The sequence below is a fragment of the Agromyces hippuratus genome, assembly GCF_013410355.1.
In the GTDB taxonomy this organism is placed as follows: Bacteria; Actinomycetota; Actinomycetes; order Actinomycetales; family Microbacteriaceae; genus Agromyces; species Agromyces hippuratus.
This window is the reverse complement of the sequence record NZ_JACCFI010000001.1, coordinates 3,815,797-3,834,560: the sequence shown is the minus strand read 5'-3', so window position 1 is coordinate 3,834,560 and position 18,764 is coordinate 3,815,797. Positions and strand designations below refer to the sequence as shown.

Here is an 18,764-nt window from a genome sequence, read left to right as displayed (position 1 = left end):
CCTGAGCCGTCCGCTCGCTACGCGAACGCCTCGACCGGCGGGCAGGCGCACACGAGATTGCGGTCGCCGAATGCCTGGTCGATGCGGCGCACCGGCACCCAGTACTTGCCGCGCACGAGCGAGTGCACCGGGTAGACGGCCTGCTCGCGGGTGTAGGCGTGGGCCCACTCCCCCGCGATGACCGACTCCGCGGTGTGCGGCGCGTTCACGAGCGGGTTGTCGTCGGCGGGCCACTCGCCCGCGGCGACGGCGTCGGCCTCTGCCTTGATCGCGACCATCGCCTCGACGAAGCGCTCGAGCTCGGCCAGGTCCTCCGACTCGGTCGGCTCGATCATGAGCGTGCCCGCGACCGGGAACGACATCGTCGGCGCGTGGAAGCCGTAGTCGACGAGGCGCTTGGCCACGTCGTCGACCGTCACGCCCGTCGCCGCCGTGAGGGGCCGGAGGTCGAGGATGCACTCGTGCGCGACGAGTCCGTTGTCGCCGGTGTAGAGCACGGGGTAGTGCTCGCGCAGGCGCGAGGCCACGAAGTTCGCGGCGAGCACCGCCGAGGCGGTCGCCTGCTTCAGGCCCTCGGAGCCCATCATGCGCACGTAGGCCCACGAGATCGGCAGGATCGACGGGCTGCCGTAGGGAGCCGCCGAGACGGGGCCGCCGTCGTGCGTGACGCCGCCCGAGTGGTCGGCGCGCTGGGCCATCGGGTGACCCGGCAGGTAGGGCGCGAGGTGCGCCTTGGCCGCGACCGGGCCGACGCCGGGGCCGCCGCCGCCGTGCGGGATGCAGAACGTCTTGTGCAGGTTCAGGTGCGACACGTCGCCGCCGAAGTCGCCGAAGCGGGCGAAGCCGAGCAGGGCGTTGAGGTTCGCGCCGTCGACGTACACCTGGCCGCCGGCGTCGTGCACGGCCTGCGTGATGGTCTTCACCTCGTGCTCGTAGACGCCGTGCGTCGACGGGTAGGTGATCATGAGGGCAGCGAGGTTCGCAGCGTGCTCGGCGATCTTCGCGCGGAGGTCGTCGAGGTCGACGTTGCCGAGCTCGTCGGTCGCCACGACCACGACGCGCATGCCGGCGAGCACCGCGGATGCCGCGTTGGTGCCGTGCGCGCTCGACGGGATGAGGCACACCGTGCGCTCGGTCTCGCCGTTGGCGTGGTGGTACCCGCGGATCGCGAGGAGGCCGGCGAGCTCGCCCTGGCTGCCCGCGTTCGGCTGCAGCGACACCGTGTCGTACCCGGTGACCTCGGCGAGCCAGGTCTCGAGCTGTTCGATGAGGCCGAGGGTGCCGACGACGTCGGCCTCGGGCGCGAAGGGGTGCAGGTTCGCGAACTCGGGCCACGTGACCGACTGCATCTCGGTCGCGGCGTTGAGCTTCATGGTGCACGAGCCGAGCGGGATCATGCCGCGGTCGAGCGCGTAGTCGCGGTCGGCGAGCGTCTTCAGGTAGCGCATCATCTGCGTCTCGGAGTGGTGCGTGTTGAAGACGGGGTGCTCGAGGTAGCCGCTCGTGCGCCGCAGCTCGCCGCTCGCGACGGCCGGCAGGGTCGCGGTCTCGACCGCGACCTCGGTGCGCTCGGGCAGCCCGAACGCCTGGGCGACGAGCGAGAGCTCGGCTTCGGTCGTGGTCTCGTCGACGGCGACGTGCACGGTGGCCTCATCGGCCTCCCACACGTTCACGCCGAGGGCGCGGGCGCGCTCGACGATGTTGCCGGCGAGCCCGGGCACGTGCACCCGGATCGTGTCGAAGTACGTGTCGTGCGCGAGGGTGAGGCCGTAGCCGGTGAGCACCTCGGCGAGCGCGGTCGCCTTCGCGGCCGTCGAGACCGCGATGTGACGGATGCCGCGGGGCCCGTGGTACACCGCGTACATCGACGCCATGACGGCGAGCAGCACCTGCGCGGTGCAGATGTTCGAGGTCGCCTTCTCGCGGCGGATGTGCTGCTCGCGGGCCTGCAGGGTGAGGCGGTACGCGGGCGCGCCCACCGCGTCTTTGGAGACGCCGACGAGGCGGCCGGGCAGCTGTCGCTCGAGGCCCTTGCGCACGGCCATGTAGCCGGCGTGCGGTCCGCCGAAGCCCATGGGCACGCCGAAGCGCTGCGAGGTGCCGACGGCGACGTCGGCGCCGAGCTCGCCCGGGCTCGTGATGAGCGCGAGCGCCAGCAGGTCGGCGGCGGCGACGGCGAGGGCGCCCTGCGCTTTCGAGGCGGCGATGACGGACGCCGGGTTCCACACGCGTCCCGACGCACCCGGGTACTGCACGAAGAGACCGAAGTGCTCGCCGAAGGCGGCGACATCCGTGCCCTCGACGAGGTCGGCGACGACGAGCTCGATGCCGACCGCCTCGGAACGCGACTCGAGCAGCGCGAGGGTCTGCGGCAGCACATCGGCGTCGACGACGAAGCGGTTCGAGGTCGACTTCGATGCGCGGCGGGCGAGCAGCATGCCCTCGACGACCGCGGTGCCCTCGTCGAGCATCGACGCATTGGCCGTGTCGAGGCCCGTGAGGTCGGTGACCATCGTCTGGAAGTTGATGAGCGCCTCGAGCCGGCCCTGCGAGATCTCGGGCTGGTAGGGCGTGTACGCCGTGTACCAGCTCGGGTTCTCGAGCACGTTGCGCTGGATGACCGACGGCGTGACGGTGCCGGAGTAGCCGAGGCCGATCATCGAGGTGCGCACGGTGTTCTGCTCGGCGAGCGCCGCGAGCTCGGCGAGCGCCTCCCGCTCGGTGGCGGCGGCGGGGATCGCCGAGTTCAGCACCTCCCCCATGCGGATCGACGTGGGCACCGCGGCGGCCATGAGGGCGTCGAGGGAGTCGTAGCCCAGCTCGGCGAGCATGAGCCCGTGGTCGCTCGGGCTGGTGCCGATGTGGCGGCGCCCGAAGGCGTCGAGGTCGAATGCTGAGGAGGTGGGGGTGCTCATGCGGGTGCTTACTCTCCGACCAGTGCGCGGTACTCGGCGTGGGTGAGGAACTTCGGCAGGCTCGAGGCGTTCACCTTGATGAGCCTGCCCTCGCCGAACGGGTCGCTGTTGACGAGCTCGGGCGAGTCGACGACGGTCTGGTTCGCCTCGACGACCTCGCCGCTGACGGGGGCGAACAGCTCGCCGACCGACTTCGTCGACTCGATCTCGCCGACGACGGTGCCCTCGGTCACGGTCGTGCCGGCCGCGGGCAGTTCGACGAACACGACGTCGCCGAGCTTGTCGGCGGCGTAGTCGGTGATGCCGATCGTCGCGACGTCGCCGTCGATGGCGATCCACTCGTGCTCTTCGGTGTAGTGCAGTGCGGTCTGGTCGGTCATGGGGTGCTCCTTGCGGTGGGTTGGTTGCCGAGGCGCCCGATTCCGTGCGGAGTCGGGCGACTCGAGGTCAGGCGGTGGCGGTGCGTTTGTAGAACGGCAGTGCGACGACGGATGCCGCGACGCGCGTGCCCCGCACGTCGACGAAGAGCTCGCGGCCTGGCTCGGCGGCGTCGGGTGCCACGAGTGCCATGGCGATCGGGTGGCCGAGCGTCGGCGAGAGCGCCCCGCTCGTGACGACGCCGATGCGGGTCGCGTCGGCGCCCTCGCCGTCGTAGATCTCGTAGTCGGCGCGAGCTGCGCGGCGGCCTTCGGCTGCGAGGCCGACGAGCACCGGGGCATCCGCTGCCGGGCCCCGCTCGATGGCGGCGCGACCGACGAAGGCGTCGGGCTTGGCGAGGGCGACGACGCGGCCGAGGCCGGCCTGCACGGGCAGGATGTCGCGGCTCAGCTCGTGGCCGTAGAGCGGCATGCCCGCCTCGAGGCGCAGCGTGTCGCGGCTCGCGAGCCCGCAGGGCGTCACGCGGGGGCCGCCGGTCTCGGCGAGCGCCTCCCACAGACGTGCTGCGCGCTCGGGGGCGAGGTAGAGCTCGAACCCGTCTTCGCCGGTGTACCCGGTGCGCGCGACGAGCACGGGCTCGCCCTCGAACGTCGCCGGGAAGGCGCGGTAGTACTTGAGGGCTTCGAGCTTCGCGTCGAAGTCCTCTTCATCGTTGCCGGGCCCGTCGATGCCGAAGCCCGGCGTCTCGAGCAGCACCGCGCGGGCGTCGGGGCCCTGCAGGGCGATGAGCGCGACGTCGTCGCTCTCGTCGGAGACGATCGTGTCGAAGCCGGCCGCGCGGGTGCGGAGCTCGTCGGCGACGACGGCCGCGTTCGAGGCGTTCGCGACGACCATGTAGCGGTCGTCGCCCGTGCGGTAGACGACGAGGTCGTCGATGATGCCGCCGTCTTCGGCGAGCAGCAGGGAGTACTTGGCCTGGCCGATCTCGATGGCCGAGAGCCTGCCGGCGAGCGCGTGGTCGAGCGCGGCGGCGGCCTGCGGGCCGATGAGCACGATCTCGCCCATGTGCGAGAGGTCGAAGAGGCCGGCCGCCGTGCGCACCGCGTGGTGCTCGGCGAGGTCGCTGGAGTAGCGCACGGGCATCTGCCAGCCGGCGAAGTCGGTGAAGCTCGCGCCCGCTGCGCGGTGCACGGCATCGAGCGGGCTCAGCCGTTCGGTGCTCGACGACTCGAGGCTGGTGGTACCGGGTTCGTTGGTCACGAGAGTTCTCCAGACGTGCCGGCGCTCGCCGGCGTTGTCACGGTCGCGGAAGCGGCACCGTGTGGGAACTCCCCCTCTGTCATGAGCCTGAGAGTTTCACGCGGGGTCGCGCTTTCACCGTGGGCGGGAGGCCGCGAGCCATCGCGGAATCCACTTTTCAGAGCGGCCTCGTCATCGCGGTGTAGTGACCTGAGAGATTGGCGGGGAGGCTTGCTCCTTCGGTGCCGGCTCAGTGCTTGCCGGCTCTCCCGCGACGCGTCGATGGCCCGGTATGAGATTGTGCTCCGATCCTAGCAGCGGGGCGCTTCGGCGACGGCTGGGCATCGACTGTGATTCAGAGGGTCGGCGTTCGTGTTCTGGTCATTCTGACTGTAAGCTGTCGATCGTTCGAGTTCGAGTCATCCTGACCAGAAGAACGGAGGCGTCGGATGCCGCAGCAGACGAAGCCGATCGGCGAGGTGCCGACCCGTCTCGCCGTCTCCACGGTGATCTTCGCCCTGCGCCCCGACCGCAGCGGTCGCCCCGTGCTCTGGACCCCACTCGTGCGCCGAACGCGTGAGCCCCAGCTCGGACTCTGGGCGCTGCCCGGCGGCTGGCTGCCGCCCGCCGAGGAACTCGAGGCCGCCGCCGCCCGCACCCTGCGCCTGACGACCGGCCTCGCTCCCACCTACCTCGAGCAGCTCTACACCTTCGGCGAGGTCGACCGCTCCCCCGGCGCCCGTGTCGTCTCGGTCGTCTACTGGGCACTCGTGCAGAGCGACGAGGCCGCACGCGCCACGGCGGGGCCCAACGTGCGATGGGTGCCGGCCGACACGCTGCCCGGGCTCGCGTTCGACCACAACCGCATCATCGAGTACGCCCTCTGGCGCCTGCGAACCAAGGTCGAGTACTCCCAGATCGCGCATGCCTTCCTCGGCGAGACCTTCACGCTCGCCGAGCTCCGCGAGGTCGTCGAGGCGGTGCTGCAGCGCCCGCTCGATCCCGCGAACTTCCGCCGCACGATGCTCGCCTCCGGCCGACTGCGCGAGACCGGCGAGCGGCTGGCCGGCGCGAGGAACCGGCCTCCGAAGCTCTACCGCTACGACTCCACCGCCCTCGCGGCGACCCCCGAACCGACTGCGCGAACCGAATCCCTGAGAGAGCGACCGGCATCATGACCATCTCCATCGACGACCTGCAGACCGACGACACGCGAGCGGCGGCATCCGTCGACCGCACCATCCGTCTCATCACGGCGGGTGCCACCACCGGCGCATCATGCTCGCCCGAACTCGCGAAGGGACCGTGGGAGTTCGACTCGGGCCCCGTCTCGTACGGGCCCGGGTCGTCGATGGGCGACGTCATCCCCACGGGCTCGCCCCGTCAGGGCGCCCTGCCCGAGTCGTACCGCACGGCTTCCGCCGACGAGCTGCACGCGCGCATCCGCGCCGCGAAGGCGACCCTCGGCGACCGCGCAGTCGTGCTCGGCCACTTCTACCAGCGCGACGAGGTCATCGAGCACGCCGACTTCGTGGGCGACTCGTTCCAGCTCGCGAACGCCGCGCTCACGCGGCCGGACGCTGAGGCCATCGTGTTCTGCGGCGTGCACTTCATGGCCGAGACCGCCGACCTGCTCTCGACACCCGAGCAGGCCGTGATCCTCCCGAACCTCGCCGCCGGCTGCTCGATGGCCGACATGGCCGACGAGAGCTCGGTCGAGGAGTGCTGGGAGCAGCTCGCCGAGGTCTACGGTGACCTGTCCGCGACCGACGCCGACGGCAAGGTGCCCGTCATCCCGGTCACGTACATGAACTCGTCGGCGGCGCTCAAGGGCTTCGTCGGCCGCCACGGCGGTATCGTCTGCACCTCCTCCAACGCCGAGACGGTGCTCGAGTGGGCGTTCGAGCGCGGGCAGCGGGTCCTGTTCTTCCCCGACCAGCACCTCGGCCGCAACACCGCGAAGGCGATGGGCGTGCCGCTCGAGCAGATGCCGATGTGGAACCCGCGCAAGGCGCTCGGCGGCAGCACGGCGGGCGAACTGGGCGACGCCCGGGTCATTCTCTGGCACGGCTTCTGCTCGGTGCACCGCCGGTTCACGGTCGACCAGATCGCGCAGGCCCGCATCGACCACCCCGGCGTGCAGGTCATCGTGCACCCCGAGTGCCCCATGCCCGTCGTCGACGCAGCGGATGCCGCGGGCTCGACCGACTTCATCGTGAAGGCGATCCAGGCGGCCCCCGCGGGCTCGACCTTCGCGATCGGCACCGAGATCAACCTCGTGCAGCGCCTCGCGGCCGAGTACCCGCAGCACACGATCTTCTGCCTCGACCCCGTCGTGTGCCCGTGCTCGACGATGTACCGCATCCACCCCGGGTACCTCGCCTGGGTGCTCGAGGAGCTCGTGGCGGGCCGGGTCGTCAACCGCATCACCGTGGCCGACGACGTGGCCGAGCCAGCACGCGTCGCGCTCGAGCGGATGCTCGCGGCGAAGCCGCCGGTCGCGGCTCCGCAGCCGGTCGCGGGAGCCTGACATGGCGCGCGTGCTCGTGATCGGAGGCGGCATCGCCGGACTCTGGGCCGCCGTGAAGGCCACCGATGCCGGGCACACCGTCGAGCTCGTCACGAAGGCCGAGCTCGCCGAGGGCAACACGCGCTACGCGCAGGGCGGCATCGCGGCGGCCCTCTTCCCCGACGACTCCGCCGAGCGACACTTCGCCGACACGATCGAGGCCGGTGCCGGACTCGCCGATCCGGCCGCCGTGCGCGTGCTCGTCGACGAAGGACCCGACCGCGTGCGAGATCTCATCCGCTTCGGCGTCGCGTTCGACCGCGGCGAGTCCGGACTCGAACGCGGCCTCGAGGCCGCCCACTCGCGCGCCCGCGTGCTGCATGCCGGCGGCGACGCCACCGGCGCGGCGATCGAGCACGCCCTCGTCGCCACTGTGCGGCGGCGAGCCGTCGCGATCGACGAGCAGACGATGCTCGTCGACCTCCTCGTCGAGGGCGGTCGCGTGGTCGGGGCCCGGCTGCTCGGGGCATCCGGAGCCGTCGTCGAGCGCCGCGCCGACGCGGTCGTACTGGCCACCGGCGGCAGCGGATGCCTCTTCCGGCATACGACGAACCCGGCGGTCGCGACCGGCGATGGCGTGGCTGCTGCCTGGCGCGCCGGCGCCCTGGTCGCCGACCTCGAGTTCACCCAGTTCCACCCGACCGCGCTGGCCGCCCCCGGCACCCCGCTCATCTCCGAGGCCGTGCGCGGCGAGGGCGCGGTGCTCCGCGACGCGAACGGCCGCCGCTTCCTGCTCGACGTCGATCCGCGCGGCGAACTCGCGCCCCGCGACGTCGTCGCCCGTGCGGTCTGGCGGCGCTCCCTCGAGCAGGGCGGCGCTCCCGTACTGCTCGACGCCACCGCGCTCGGCGGGGCCGAGCTCGCCCGGCGCTTCCCCGGCCTCGACGCCGTGGTGCGCGCGGCCGGCTTCGACTGGTCACGGCAGCCGGTGCCCGTGACGCCCGCGGCGCACTACGCCATGGGCGGCATCGCGACCGACCTCGACGGGCGCACGAGCCTGCCCGGCCTCTTCGCCGTCGGCGAGGTCGCCCGCACCGGCGTGCACGGGGCGAACCGACTCGCCTCCAACTCGCTGCTCGAGGCGGCGGTGTTCGCCGACCGCGCCGTGCGGGCGATCACGACGGCTGTGCCGGCGATCACGACGGCCGTGCCGGCGAGCACAGCTACGGAACCGTCGGCGCAACACGCCGGGGCCGACGCCCACGAGGCCGCGACCGCCGGCATGTCGGCGCGATCCTCCGAAGTCGTGCGCGGGGCGGCGTCGGTCGTGCGCGACGAGTTGCAGAGCCTGATGTGGAGGCACGTGGGGCTCGAGCGCGACGAGGCCGGGCTCGCCGAGGCATCCGCTCGTCTCGACGCGTGGCACGCGCCCCTACCGCACGACCGCCGAAGCGCCGAGGATCGGAACCTCCTCGATCTCGCCCGCCTGACCGTCGCGGCCGCGCGTGCCCGGCGCACGAGCTGCGGCGCGCACTTCCGCGCCGACGACCCGAACGTCGTCGCCCACGCCCTGCCGACCCCGCTCGAACGAGAGGCCGCCTGATGACCGACGCACGTGAGCTCGACCGAATCGTCGGCGCAGCGCTCGACGAGGACGCCCCGTGGGGCGACCTCACCTCAGAGGTGCTGATCCCCGCCACCGCGACCGCGACGGCCGTGCTCATGGCCCGCGAGCCGGGCGTGCTCAGCGGCATGGAGGTGTTCGCCGCGGCGTTCCGGCTGGTCGACCCGGCGGTCGTCGTCGAACCGCTCTCCGCTGACGGCGAGCCGTTCGAGGCCGGCGCGGTGCTCGCCCGAGTGACCGGCCCGGCCCGCGGCATCCTGCGCGCCGAGCGCGTGGGCCTGAACCTCGTTCAGCGCATGTCGGGCATCGCGACGCTCACCGCTCGGTACGTCGCCGAGACGGCCGGCACCCGTGCGCGCATCGTCGACACCCGCAAGACGACCCCGGGGCTGCGCAGCCTCGAACGCCAGGCCGTGCGCGACGGCGGCGGCCGCAACCACCGCCGGTCGCTCTCCGACGCGGTGATGGCGAAGGACAACCACCTCGCGGTGCTCACCGCCGGCGGTCACGACCTCGCGACCGCCCTCCGAGCCGCGCGCGAGCGCATGCCGCACACGGCCCACCTCGAGGTCGAGGTCGACCGGCTCGACCAGGTCGAGGCGGTGCTCGCGGGCGGCGCCGACACCGTCATGCTCGACAACTTCACGCCCGACGGGCTCCGGGCGGGCGTCGCACTCATCGCCGGGCGCGCGATCGTCGAGGCCTCCGGCGGCGTCTCGCTCGAGACGGTGCGCGAGATCGCATCGACCGGCGTCGACGTGATCTCGGTCGGGGCGCTCACCCATTCGGTGCGGTCGCTCGACCTGGGCCTCGATGTCGCGGTGGCGACATGATCTTCCTCGATCACGCCGCCACGACGCCCGTGCGCCGCGAGGCGCTCGAGGCGATGTGGCCGTACCTCTGGGGCTCCTTCGGCAACCCGTCGAGCCACCACGCACTCGGCGACGAGGCCTCCCGCGCCCTCGCCGGCGCCCGTGCCGCGGTCGCCGCGGTCGTCGGCTGCCGCCCCGGTGATGTCGTCTTCACGAGCGGCGGCACCGAGGCCGACAACCTCGCGGTGAAGGGCCTCGCCCTCGCGAACCCCCGCGGGCGCCACCTCGTGGTCTCGCCGATCGAGCACGAGGCGGTGCTCGAGTCCGCGGCATACCTCGCCCGGGTGCACGGCTTCGAGGTCTCCGAGGTCGCGGTCGACGAGGGCGGCCTGGTCACGCCCGAGGCGCTCAGCCGCGTCATCCGGCCCGACACGGCCCTCGTGTCGGTGCAGCTCGCGAACAACGAGATCGGCACGGTGCAGCCGATCGCCGAGCTCGCCGCCGTCGCGCACGCCGCCGGGGCCCTCGTGCACACGGATGCCGTGCAGGCGGCCGGCTGGCTCCCCCTCTCGCTCGACGCGCTCGGCGTCGACGCCCTCTCGCTCGCCGGTCACAAGGTCGGCGCGCCCAAGGGCACGGGTGCGCTCATCGTGCGCGGGCGGCTCCAGCTCGAACCGGTGCTGCACGGCGGCGGGCAGGAGCGAGGCCGCCGGTCGGGCACCGAGAACGTCGCCGGGGCGGTCGCCTTCGCCACGGCCCTGCGACTGGCGGAGGCCGAGCGAGCGGATGCCGCGGCGCGCGTCGCCGCGCTCGGCTCCGAGTTCGCGGCGTCGATCGCGGCGCACGTCCCCGGGGCCCGGTCGACCGGCGACCCCGAGCACCGCCTGCCTGGCACGGTGTCGTTCGTCTTCCCCGGCACGAGCGGCGAGGCCGTACTGCTCGAGCTCGAGCGCGACGGCGTCGTCTGCTCGAGCGGATCGGCGTGCGCGGCCGGCAGCGACGAGGCCTCGCACGTGCTCACGGCGATCGGGCTGCCCGCCGAACTCGCGCAGACGGCCGTGCGGTTCACGCTCGGCGCGGAGACGACGGCCGAAGAGTTGACGGATGCCGCGGCATCCGTCGCTCGTGCCGTGTCGGCTGTGCGCGGTATCGTGGCCACATGAGCGAATCGACACCTGCAGCTGACAAGGCGAACGAGCGGCGCATCGAGAACGAGCTCGCTCCCGAAGAGCAGCTCCTCGAGGGCTGGCTCCCCCGGCCCACTCCCACCGACGGCCCGGCTCCGGCTCCGTAAGCCGCCCCGCGACGACCGAGTTTCCCACCTGCCCGAAGCGCTTCGAGAGCGCTCGGTTCCATGCATTCCGATCGATGTCGGAATCGGGGAATAGCGAGTCACCCGACGCGGGTTGACCAACGTATTCGACGCAATTCCCGGCGCAGTTCTGCGCCGACATCGATTGGACGCATCTTCCTTGACCGAACGCGCCGTTCCCGAACTCCGTGACCCCGACGTCGCCCCTGCGGGCGACACCACCATGCACGAGCACTCCGACGTCGAGGCGCTGCACGGCGCCCGCAACAACCGGGTGATCTGGCTCCTCCTCGCCGCCTCCTTCGTCGTCATCCTCAACGAGACGATCATGGGCGTGGCGATCCCGCACCTCGTCGTCGACCTCGGCATCTCGATCTCCGAGGCGCAGTGGCTGACCACCGCGTTCATGCTGACGATGGCCGTCGTCATCCCGATCACCGGCTACCTGCTGCAGCGTTTCGCGACCCGCCCGATCTTCATCGCCGCCATGAGCCTCTTCTCGGCGGGCACGCTCATCGCGGCCATGGCGCCGGGCTTCGAGGTGCTCCTCGTCGGCCGGGTCGTGCAGGCGAGCGGCACGGCCATCATGATGCCGCTGCTCATGACGACGCTCATGACCCTGGTCGCTCCGAGCGACCGCGGCCGGCTCATGGGCCGCGTCGCGATCGTGATGTCGGTGGCTCCCGCAATCGGCCCGACCATCTCGGGCCTCATCCTGAACTCGCTCTCGTGGCGGTTCATGTTCTGGCTCGTACTGCCGATCGCGCTCGCGATGCTCGTCATCGGCATCCGCCGGGTCGAGAACGTCAGCGAGCCCCGCAAGATCCCCATCGACGTGTTCTCGGTGGTGCTGTCGGCCCTCGGCTTCGGCGGCCTCGTCTACGGACTCAGCCAGATCGGCGCCGAGACCGGCGGCAGCAGCCTCGGCGCGGCACCCATGTGGATCGCGTTCGGCGTCGGTGCGGTCTCGATCGGCGCGTTCATCTGGCGCCAGCTGAGCCTGCAGAAGCACGACCGCGCGCTGCTCGACCTGCGCACCTTCCTGTCGCGCAACTTCTCGATCTCGATCGGCCTCATGACGATCATGATGGCGGCGCTGTTCGGCACGATCATCCTGCTGCCGATCTACCTGCAGAACGTGCTGCACCTCGAGCCGATCATGACCGGGCTGCTGCTCCTGCCGGGTGGTCTCACGATGGGCCTCCTCGGCCCGACCGTCGGCCGCCTCTTCGACCGGCTCGGCCCGACCCCGTTGCTCGTGCCGGGTGCGTTCGTCGTGAGCGGCGTGCTGTGGTCGCTCACGATGGTGACCGACACGACGTCGCCGTGGCTGCTGCTCGTCGCCCACGTCGTGCTCTCGGCCGGTCTCGCGTTCATGTTCACCCCGCTGTTCACCTCGGCGCTCGGCTCCGTCGAACCGAAGTTCTACTCGCACGGCTCGGCGATCGTCGGCACCGTGCAGCAGGTGGCCGGCGCAGCGGGCACGGCGCTCTTCGTGACGATCATGGCGACGCAGACGCTCACCGCGACCACGGCGGGCGCGACGGCCGAGGCGGCCGCGGCATCGGGTATCCGCTCCGCGTTCATGGTGGGCGCGATCCTCTCGCTACTCGCGATCGTGGGGGCGTTCTTCGTGCGCAAGCCCGCCGACATGATGGAGGGCGCGCCGATGGCGCACTGACGCTCCGGCGTCGCGACCGCAGACGACGAAGGGGGCCCGGCACATGCCGGGCCCCCTTCGTCGTTCACTACGTCGTCGTAAACGCCGCCTTCGTGAACTCCACCGTCGGCCGCAATTCGGGCGGCAGCTGCGCTGCGAGGTGTCAGCCGCAGTTCGGGCGGCAGCCGCGCTGCGAGGTATCAGCCGCAGTTCGGGCGGCAGCCGCGCTGCGAGGTATCAGCCGCAGTTCGGGCGGCAGCTGCGCTGCGAGAGGGCGTCGACGAGCACGGTGCCGAGGTCTTCGGGCTTCGAGGCCGAGTACGCGGCACCCTTCGTCGCCTGGGCGATGCGCTGCATCGCGGCGAGATCGGTGTCGGGTCCGAAGCCGATCATGATGACGGGCACGGGCTTCGTCGGGTCGTCGATCTTCGCGAGCTCGGCGAGCAGCGTGTCGATGTCGATGCCGTTCTCGTCTTCGTTCTTGCCGTCGGTGAAGAGCAGCACGGAGTTGACCTTCTCGGGGTCGTAGGTCTCGCGCACGCGCTGCACCGCGGCGAGCGTCGTGTCGTAGAGCCCGGTCGCGCCGCCGAGCCTGGCCGGGAGCGATTGGATGATCCCGGCGATCTCCTGCGAGTGCGCGGCATCGCCGAGCGGTGCGATGGGCGAGAGGTCCTCGTAGTCGAGGTCGCCGTTGCGGGCGGTGGAGAAGACCCAGACGCCGAGTTCGACCTCCCCGGAGAACTTCTGCATCGCGCCGACGGCGGCCTGCTGGAAGATGTCGATGCGGCGCAGGCCGTTCTCGGCGGGCTCCTCCATCGAGCCCGACACGTCGATCACGGCGAGCATGCGCGAGCGCAGCGTCAGCACCGACCACGCGCGAAGGATCTCGAGCTGGGCTGCGCCGTCGAGCGCCGCCGACGCCGAAGGTGCTTCCGCTCCCAGGCCGGTGATGTCGAGCTCGCCGGTGCCGTCGGGCGCCCGGAAGCCATCGGCGGCCAAGGTCTTCGTGGCCTTGCGGACCGCGGCCTCGAACGCATCGAGCAGTTCGGCGCGCGTCGCGACGCCCTCCTCCGCTGCAGCGGCATCGGAGGCCGCGTCCTCGTCGGTTGCGGCATCCGGCGCGAACATGCGCACGAACGGGTAGTCGAGCGACACCGTGCCGTCGACGGGATAGGCGGCGACCAGCGCCTCAGCGGGATCGTCGAGGTTGTACGCGGCGACCTGCGCCTCGCTCGTGACGACGACCGCGGGATCCTGGGCCGCGCTCACGGTGCCGAACGCGGCGCCGGTCGACGCGGGGATGGACTTGCCGAGCTCGATCATCGCGCCGGCGAACTGTCGCGGGTCGTCGGGAGAGGAGTGGCCGCGCAGGGCCAGCAGCCCGGCGAGGCTCGCGGCGGATGCCTCGGGGTCGGGCAGGATCGTCGGCAGCGTGCCGCCGAGCACGCGGGCCCAGCTCACGGGTTCGGCGGCGAGCTCGGTGGCCTTCGTCGCGGCGCCGGCGAAGACGACCGGCGACGACGCGATCGACTCACGCACGTCGACCTCGGGCGGCGACTGACCGAGCGAGGTGGCGGTCGCGTTCATGCGGTCGAGCCACACGCTCGACTCGGGAATCCAGACGTCGGCCTCCTGGCCGCCCGAGGCGACGACGGCGGCCGTGTCGGCCGAGTCCTGCGCGGTGATCTCGGTCGTGACGCAGAGATCGGAGCCCGCGTCGAACTTCTCCGCGATCTCGGTCAGCGCCGGCGCGATCGAGGTGTCGGCGACCACGGCGAGCTGCTCGGTCTCGGCGCAACCGGCTTCGGCGGACGCGAAGAGGGGGTTCAGGTAGCCGCCGACCCAGAGGAAGACGCCGGAAGCGACGATTCCGACGACGACGACTGCACCGATGATGGACAGGATGAGTTTGCGGCCCGGCTGCTTCGCCGTTGCCGCGACACTGTGACGTCCCACGGACACTCCAAGCCGACGAGTGGGGGCCTCGTCGAATCCTCAGTTCGGGTTCCCCAGATCGGGGAGGGATTTGGTTCAGTGTAAGCGACGAGTTGCAAGACGCGAACTTCACTCGGATTCGGCCCCGGGTTCACGGGGCACGTCGTCGGAGGCATCCGACCGCCGGGCGGTCTCGAACCCTTGGCGGGGCGGCGGCGTGGTGGGAGCATTGAATGGAGCCGAACGGTCGCGAGATGGCCGACGAGCGGCTCGATGGGCGCACCACATGGAGCACTTCAGGAATCGAACCGATGCCGGTCGGCGGCTCGCAGCGGCCCTCGAGGGCGTCGACCTCGGAAAGCCGGTGGTGCTCGGCCTTCCGCGTGGCGGGGTGCCCGTCGCCGCACCGGTCGCGGCGGCGCTCGGCGCACCGCTCGACGTGCTCGTCGTGCGCAAGCTCGGAGTGCCCGGGCAGCCCGAGGTGGCGATGGGGGCGATCGGCGAGCAGGGCGCCCGAGTACTGAACGACGACATCGTCGACTCCGTGTTCGTCTCCCCCGGCGAGCTTCGCGACATCGAACGCGTCGAACGGGCGGAGCTCGAGGCGCGGGTCGCCCGCTTCCGTGGCGGCGCGCCGCCCATCTCGCTCGAGGGGCGGACGGCGGTGATCGTCGACGACGGCGTCGCGACGGGCGCCACCGCACGGGTCGCGGCGGTCGTCGCGAAGGCCCGCGGAGCCACTCGAGTGGTACTCGCGATCCCGGTCGGCGCCTCCGACTCGATCGGATCGCTCGCCGCCGACCCGGCGGTCGACGAGATCGTCTGCCTGTCGGTGCCGCCGGGCTTCATGGCGGTCGGCATGCACTACCTCGACTTCGCCCAGACGACCGACGCACAGGTGGCCGAACTGCTCGCGGCGGCGCGGGCCGGCGACTGAGCCGCGAGAGTGACGGCGACGGATCGGCCGCGCAGCCGCGCGCCCCTATGCGGGATCGGCGCCGCGCACCCCGACCACGACGGTCGCGTCGGCGTCGTCATCGTGCAGGATCCGGGCGTCCAGCCCACCCTGCTCGAAGAACGCGGCGGCGACGGGCGCCTGACGCTCGCTCGTCTCGATCAGCAGCGCACCGCCGGGGGCGAGCCACGAACGAGCGGATGCCGCGACCCGGCGATGCACGTCGAGACCGTCTCCCCCGCCGTCGAGGGCGATGCGTGCCTCGTGCTCGCGCGCCTCGGGCGGCATCATCGCGATCGCCTCGCTCGGCACGTACGGGGCGTTGACGGCGAGCACGTCGATGCGACCCCGGAGTTCGGCGGGCAGCGCGTCGTAGAGATCGCCCTCGACGACGAGGCCGCCGATCGGTTCGAGGTTCAGTCGCGCCGCCTGCACGGCGACCGGGTCGAGGTCGGCCGCGACGAGGTGCAGCGGCCCGGCGGCATCCGCGATCGCAGCACCGATGGCGCCGGCACCGCAGCAGAGATCGATCACGACGGGCGTGTGCGCGGCGCCGACAGGTGCGTCCGCGGCGTGCTTGGCGAGACGTGCAGCTTCGGCCGCGAGGAACTCGGTGCGGCGTCGCGGCACGAAGACGCCGGGCAGCACGCGAATGCGGAGGCCCGCGAACTCGGCCCAGCCGAGCACCTGCTCGAGGGGTTCGCCGGCGACGCGGCGTTCGACCATGGCCTCGAGCTGACCGCCTTCGGCGCCCGTCTCGAGCAGCAGGGCCGCCTCGTCTTCGGCGAACACGCATCCGGCGGCTCGCAGGCGGGTCACGATCTCGGTTTCAGTCTCAGTCGGCATCACTCGAAAGCGTATCGACGTTCGAAGCAGAGCTGATGCTAGAGTCCTCGACATGACCTCGTCGAACCAGAACTGGTGGCCCGTCTCCTAGGCGGCCACGCGTTTCGACGTACTGACGACCGCCCGAGGGCGGTCGTTTTCGCGTTTGCGGAGGGCGGCGCCCGAGAGCCCGACCGGAGAACCCCATGACGCGACTGCTCGCTTCACTGCTCGCCGCCACCGACCCTGCACCGTTCGCCGTCGTGCGACGGGAGCACGAGCCGACGCTCGACGTGCTCGTCGGCGACGTCGTCGACGTCGACCGCCTCGCCGACATCCCGCTCGACGGTGCCGAGGTGCTGGCACTCGTGCCGTTCCGCCAGGTGCGCGAGCGCGGCTTCGTCGCACGCGACGACGGCGCGCCGCTGAGATGCCTCGTCGTGCGCGAGCGGGAGACGATCGGCCTCGACGAGGCGATCAGCCTGCTGCCCGAGCATCCGATCGCCGTCGACGACCTCGCCGTCGACGTGAGCGATGCCGAGTACGCCGAGCGCGTGCGCCGGGTGATCGACGACGAGATCGGTCGGGGCGAGGGTGCGAACTTCGTGATCCGTCGCGAGTTCACGGGGCGCATCGAGGCATCCGCCGCCCACTCGGTGCTCGGTTGGCTGCGCGCCCTGCTCGAGCACGAGGCGGGCGCCTACTGGACCTTCGCGGTGTACACCCCCGGCCTCTCCGCCGTCGGTGCGACGCCCGAACGGCACGTGTCGTCGATCGACGGGGTCGTCTCGATGAACCCGATCAGCGGCACGTTCCGCCATCTCGCCGGGCCGCCCGCCGACGACGATCTCGTCGCCTTCCTCGGCGACGTGAAGGAGCGCGAGGAGCTCGTCATGGTCGTCGACGAGGAGCTCAAGATGATGAGCGCGGTGTGCCCCGACGGCGGGCGCATCCGCGGTCCGTTCCTGAAGCGGATGTCGCGGCTGACGCACACCGAGTACCTGCTCGAGGGGCGCAGCGATCTCGACCCCCGCGAGGTGCTCCGGCTCACGATGTTCGCGCCGACCGTGACGGGATCGCCCATGGGCAACGCCTGCACGGTGATCGCGCGCCACGAGTCGACCGCCCGCGGATACTACGCGGGGGTGCTGGCGCGCTTCACGCCCCGAGTCGGCGGCTACGACCTCGACGCGCCCATCCTCATCCGCACGGCGTACGTCGACGGCGAGGGCGGGGTGCGCGTGCCGGTCGGGGCGACGCTCGTGCGGCACTCCGACCCCGACGGCGAGGTGGCGGAGACGCACGCGAAGGCCGCCGGCGTGCTGACGGCGCTCGGGGCGATTCCACGCGCGGACCCGGCGTCGGCGAAGCGGCCGACGCCGGCGCCGAGCACGACTGACGCCTCGGCGTTCCGCGACCGTGGGCGTGAGGACGACCGCATCGCCACACTCCTCGACTCGCGCAACGACCACCTCGCGACGTTCTGGAGCGCGCCGCAGGCGGCTCATCCGTCGCGCCGCGCGACCGCGCTCGTCATCGACGCGGGCGACGACTTCACGACGATGCTCGCCCACCAGCTGCGGCACCTCGGGGTCGAGGCCCGTGTCGTGCCGTGGAACGAGGCCGTGCCCGAGGCATCCGACGACCTGGTGGTGTTCGGCCCCGGGCCGGGCGACCCGCGCAATTCGGCCGATCCTCGCATGGCGCGCCTGCACGAGCTGATGGTCGAGCGCCTCGCGAGCGGCGCGCCGATGCTCGCCGTGTGCCTCAGCCACCAGGTGCTCGCCACCCTCGCCGGGCTGCCGGTCTCGCCGCTGCCGGCACCGCGACAGGGCGTGCAGCTCGACATCGACCTCTTCGGAGCGCCGGCGTCGATCGGCTTCTACAACACCTTCGCGGCGCTGGCCGACAACGGTTCGATCACCCCGAGCCTCGATCTCGAGGTGGCGGCGGATGCCGCGACGGGCGTGGTGCACGCACTCCGCGGACCGCGCGTGGCGTCGGTGCAGGGACACCTGGAGTCGGTGCTCTCGCCCGACGGGCTCGCGGTGCTCGCGGGGCTCCTCGACGGGCTGCTCGGTGGTGAGGTGGTGCTGCCCGTCGACGACGCGGCATGCCACGAGCCCGTCACCGCCGGAGGTGCAGCCTGACCATCGGGATCTCCGGATCCGCCTCGCCCGTGGCGTCTTGGATCGAGCGCCGAAGCACCGCCCATGCCGCAGGCCGACGCTCCGCGTACCGCACGATCAGGGCGCGGCTCTCGTCGCGGCCGAGGAGCTCGGCGCGTGCCGGCACCCGCCGGCGCCACCCGATGCTCACGCCGCAGCGGGGCTCAGCCGCGAGGTTCCGGTACCACTGCGCATGCGGCCCGAATCCCGACGCCACGACGACGCGGTCGGGCGCCTCGCGATCGGCCGCTTCGATCACGACGAATCTGGATTCGCCGCTCTTCCTGCCGCGATGCTCGAGCAGCAGGAGCCGTCCGCCGAAGACGAATCCGAAGCCCGCCCGGAAGATCGGAATGGGCAGCCGCACCATCCATCGTGTCGTGAGGATCTTCGCGCCGAGGTCCATGCTCCACCATCTCACGTGAGTCGATC

15 protein-coding genes and 1 riboswitch are annotated in these 18,764 nt (G+C 71.8%); of the genes, 9 read left to right on the top strand and 6 right to left on the bottom strand.

Going from position 1 to position 18,764, the window contains the following annotated elements:
* Positions 1–17: 17 nt before the first annotated feature.
* The 3 genes from gcvP to gcvT form a co-directional block, all read right to left on the bottom strand.
* Positions 18–2,915 (bottom strand): aminomethyl-transferring glycine dehydrogenase, encoded by a 2,898-nt coding sequence (gene gcvP / locus BJY17_RS17975; RefSeq protein WP_179552581.1) that lies wholly within the window; start codon positions 2,913–2,915, stop codon positions 18–20.
* 8 nt (positions 2,916–2,923) lie between these two features.
* On the bottom strand, positions 2,924–3,295 hold the full coding sequence (gene gcvH, locus BJY17_RS17970) for a glycine cleavage system protein GcvH (protein WP_179552580.1): 372 nt from the start codon (positions 3,293–3,295) through the stop codon (positions 2,924–2,926).
* Between the two features lie 67 nt (positions 3,296–3,362).
* Positions 3,363–4,553 carry a glycine cleavage system aminomethyltransferase GcvT gene (gene gcvT, locus BJY17_RS17965; RefSeq protein ID WP_179552579.1) on the bottom strand — a complete coding sequence of 397 codons (1,191 nt, stop codon included), beginning with the start codon at positions 4,551–4,553 and terminating at the stop codon, positions 3,363–3,365.
* 167 nt (positions 4,554–4,720) lie between these two features.
* Positions 4,721–4,814, bottom strand: a riboswitch (glycine riboswitch).
* Positions 4,815–4,981: 167 nt separating this feature from the next.
* On the opposite strand from gcvT, the gene BJY17_RS17960 reads away from it, so the two are divergent.
* From BJY17_RS17960 to BJY17_RS17935, 7 genes are all read left to right on the top strand, one after another.
* On the top strand, positions 4,982–5,710 hold the full coding sequence (locus BJY17_RS17960) for an NUDIX hydrolase (RefSeq protein ID WP_179552578.1): 729 nt from the start codon (positions 4,982–4,984) through the stop codon (positions 5,708–5,710).
* The gene (gene nadA / locus BJY17_RS17955) at positions 5,707–7,062 is read left to right on the top strand and encodes a quinolinate synthase NadA (protein WP_179552577.1); all 1,356 of its coding nucleotides are present in this window, start codon (positions 5,707–5,709) and stop codon (positions 7,060–7,062) included. The genes BJY17_RS17960 and nadA overlap by 4 nt, the downstream gene beginning before the upstream one ends.
* Position 7,063: 1 nt before the next feature.
* Positions 7,064–8,644, top strand: coding sequence for an L-aspartate oxidase (nadB, locus tag BJY17_RS17950; RefSeq protein WP_179552576.1), 1,581 nt, complete (start codon positions 7,064–7,066; stop codon positions 8,642–8,644).
* Positions 8,644–9,498: a carboxylating nicotinate-nucleotide diphosphorylase gene (gene nadC, locus BJY17_RS17945; protein WP_179552575.1), complete on the top strand. Its 855-nt coding sequence runs from the start codon at positions 8,644–8,646 to the stop codon at positions 9,496–9,498. Before nadB ends, nadC begins: the two co-directional genes overlap by 1 nt.
* Entirely contained in the window at positions 9,495–10,640 is a 1,146-nt protein-coding gene (locus BJY17_RS17940) for a cysteine desulfurase family protein (protein ID WP_179552574.1), read from the top strand. Before nadC ends, BJY17_RS17940 begins: the two co-directional genes overlap by 4 nt.
* Positions 10,637–10,771, top strand: a complete 135-nt coding sequence (locus BJY17_RS18845; protein WP_281371192.1) for a hypothetical protein — start codon at positions 10,637–10,639, stop codon at positions 10,769–10,771. The genes BJY17_RS17940 and BJY17_RS18845 overlap by 4 nt, the downstream gene beginning before the upstream one ends.
* Positions 10,772–11,012: 241 nt before the next feature.
* Positions 11,013–12,470, top strand: coding sequence for a DHA2 family efflux MFS transporter permease subunit (locus BJY17_RS17935; protein WP_179552953.1), 1,458 nt, complete (start codon positions 11,013–11,015; stop codon positions 12,468–12,470).
* A gap of 216 nt (positions 12,471–12,686) precedes the next feature.
* On the opposite strand, the gene BJY17_RS17930 is transcribed toward BJY17_RS17935, so the two are convergent.
* Positions 12,687–14,405, bottom strand: a complete 1,719-nt coding sequence (locus BJY17_RS17930; RefSeq protein ID WP_179552573.1) for a substrate-binding domain-containing protein — start codon at positions 14,403–14,405, stop codon at positions 12,687–12,689.
* A gap of 265 nt (positions 14,406–14,670) precedes the next feature.
* Here BJY17_RS17930 and BJY17_RS17925 point away from each other — a divergent pair, with 265 nt between their 5' ends.
* A complete protein-coding gene (locus BJY17_RS17925) occupies positions 14,671–15,321 on the top strand; it encodes a phosphoribosyltransferase (RefSeq protein ID WP_179552572.1) in 651 nt (216 codons plus the stop codon).
* 45 nt (positions 15,322–15,366) lie between these two features.
* Here BJY17_RS17925 and BJY17_RS17920 read toward each other — a convergent pair whose 3' ends face one another.
* Positions 15,367–16,185 (bottom strand): putative protein N(5)-glutamine methyltransferase, encoded by an 819-nt coding sequence (locus tag BJY17_RS17920; protein ID WP_179552571.1) that lies wholly within the window; start codon positions 16,183–16,185, stop codon positions 15,367–15,369.
* Positions 16,186–16,370: 185 nt separating this feature from the next.
* On the opposite strand from BJY17_RS17920, the gene BJY17_RS17915 reads away from it, so the two are divergent.
* On the top strand, positions 16,371–18,314 hold the full coding sequence (locus BJY17_RS17915) for an anthranilate synthase family protein (protein ID WP_179552570.1): 1,944 nt from the start codon (positions 16,371–16,373) through the stop codon (positions 18,312–18,314).
* On the opposite strand, the gene BJY17_RS17910 is transcribed toward BJY17_RS17915, so the two are convergent.
* Positions 18,292–18,738, bottom strand: a complete 447-nt coding sequence (locus tag BJY17_RS17910) for a nitroreductase family deazaflavin-dependent oxidoreductase (RefSeq protein ID WP_179552569.1) — start codon at positions 18,736–18,738, stop codon at positions 18,292–18,294. The genes BJY17_RS17915 and BJY17_RS17910 overlap by 23 nt on opposite strands.
* Between the last annotated feature and the right edge of the window lie 26 nt (positions 18,739–18,764).

Excerpts from the sequence above, each read along its gene's own strand:
- gcvP (WP_179552581.1), bottom strand. The coding sequence starts at position 2,915 with ATGAGCACCCCCACCTCCTCAGCATTCGACCTCGACGCCTTCGGGCGC.
- gcvH (WP_179552580.1), bottom strand. The coding sequence starts at position 3,295 with ATGACCGACCAGACCGCACTGCACTACACCGAAGAGCACGAGTGGATC.
- BJY17_RS17960 (WP_179552578.1), top strand. The coding sequence starts at position 4,982 with ATGCCGCAGCAGACGAAGCCGATCGGCGAGGTGCCGACCCGTCTCGCC.
- nadA (WP_179552577.1), top strand. The coding sequence starts at position 5,707 with ATGACCATCTCCATCGACGACCTGCAGACCGACGACACGCGAGCGGCG.
- nadB (WP_179552576.1), top strand. The coding sequence starts at position 7,064 with ATGGCGCGCGTGCTCGTGATCGGAGGCGGCATCGCCGGACTCTGGGCC.
- nadC (WP_179552575.1), top strand. The coding sequence starts at position 8,644 with ATGACCGACGCACGTGAGCTCGACCGAATCGTCGGCGCAGCGCTCGAC.
- BJY17_RS17940 (WP_179552574.1), top strand. The coding sequence starts at position 9,495 with ATGATCTTCCTCGATCACGCCGCCACGACGCCCGTGCGCCGCGAGGCG.
- BJY17_RS18845 (WP_281371192.1), top strand. The coding sequence starts at position 10,637 with ATGAGCGAATCGACACCTGCAGCTGACAAGGCGAACGAGCGGCGCATC.
- BJY17_RS17935 (WP_179552953.1), top strand. The coding sequence starts at position 11,013 with ATGCACGAGCACTCCGACGTCGAGGCGCTGCACGGCGCCCGCAACAAC.
- BJY17_RS17925 (WP_179552572.1), top strand. The coding sequence starts at position 14,671 with ATGGAGCACTTCAGGAATCGAACCGATGCCGGTCGGCGGCTCGCAGCG.
- BJY17_RS17920 (WP_179552571.1), bottom strand. The coding sequence starts at position 16,185 with ATGCCGACTGAGACTGAAACCGAGATCGTGACCCGCCTGCGAGCCGCC.
- BJY17_RS17915 (WP_179552570.1), top strand. The coding sequence starts at position 16,371 with ATGACGCGACTGCTCGCTTCACTGCTCGCCGCCACCGACCCTGCACCG.
- BJY17_RS17910 (WP_179552569.1), bottom strand. The coding sequence starts at position 18,738 with ATGGACCTCGGCGCGAAGATCCTCACGACACGATGGATGGTGCGGCTG.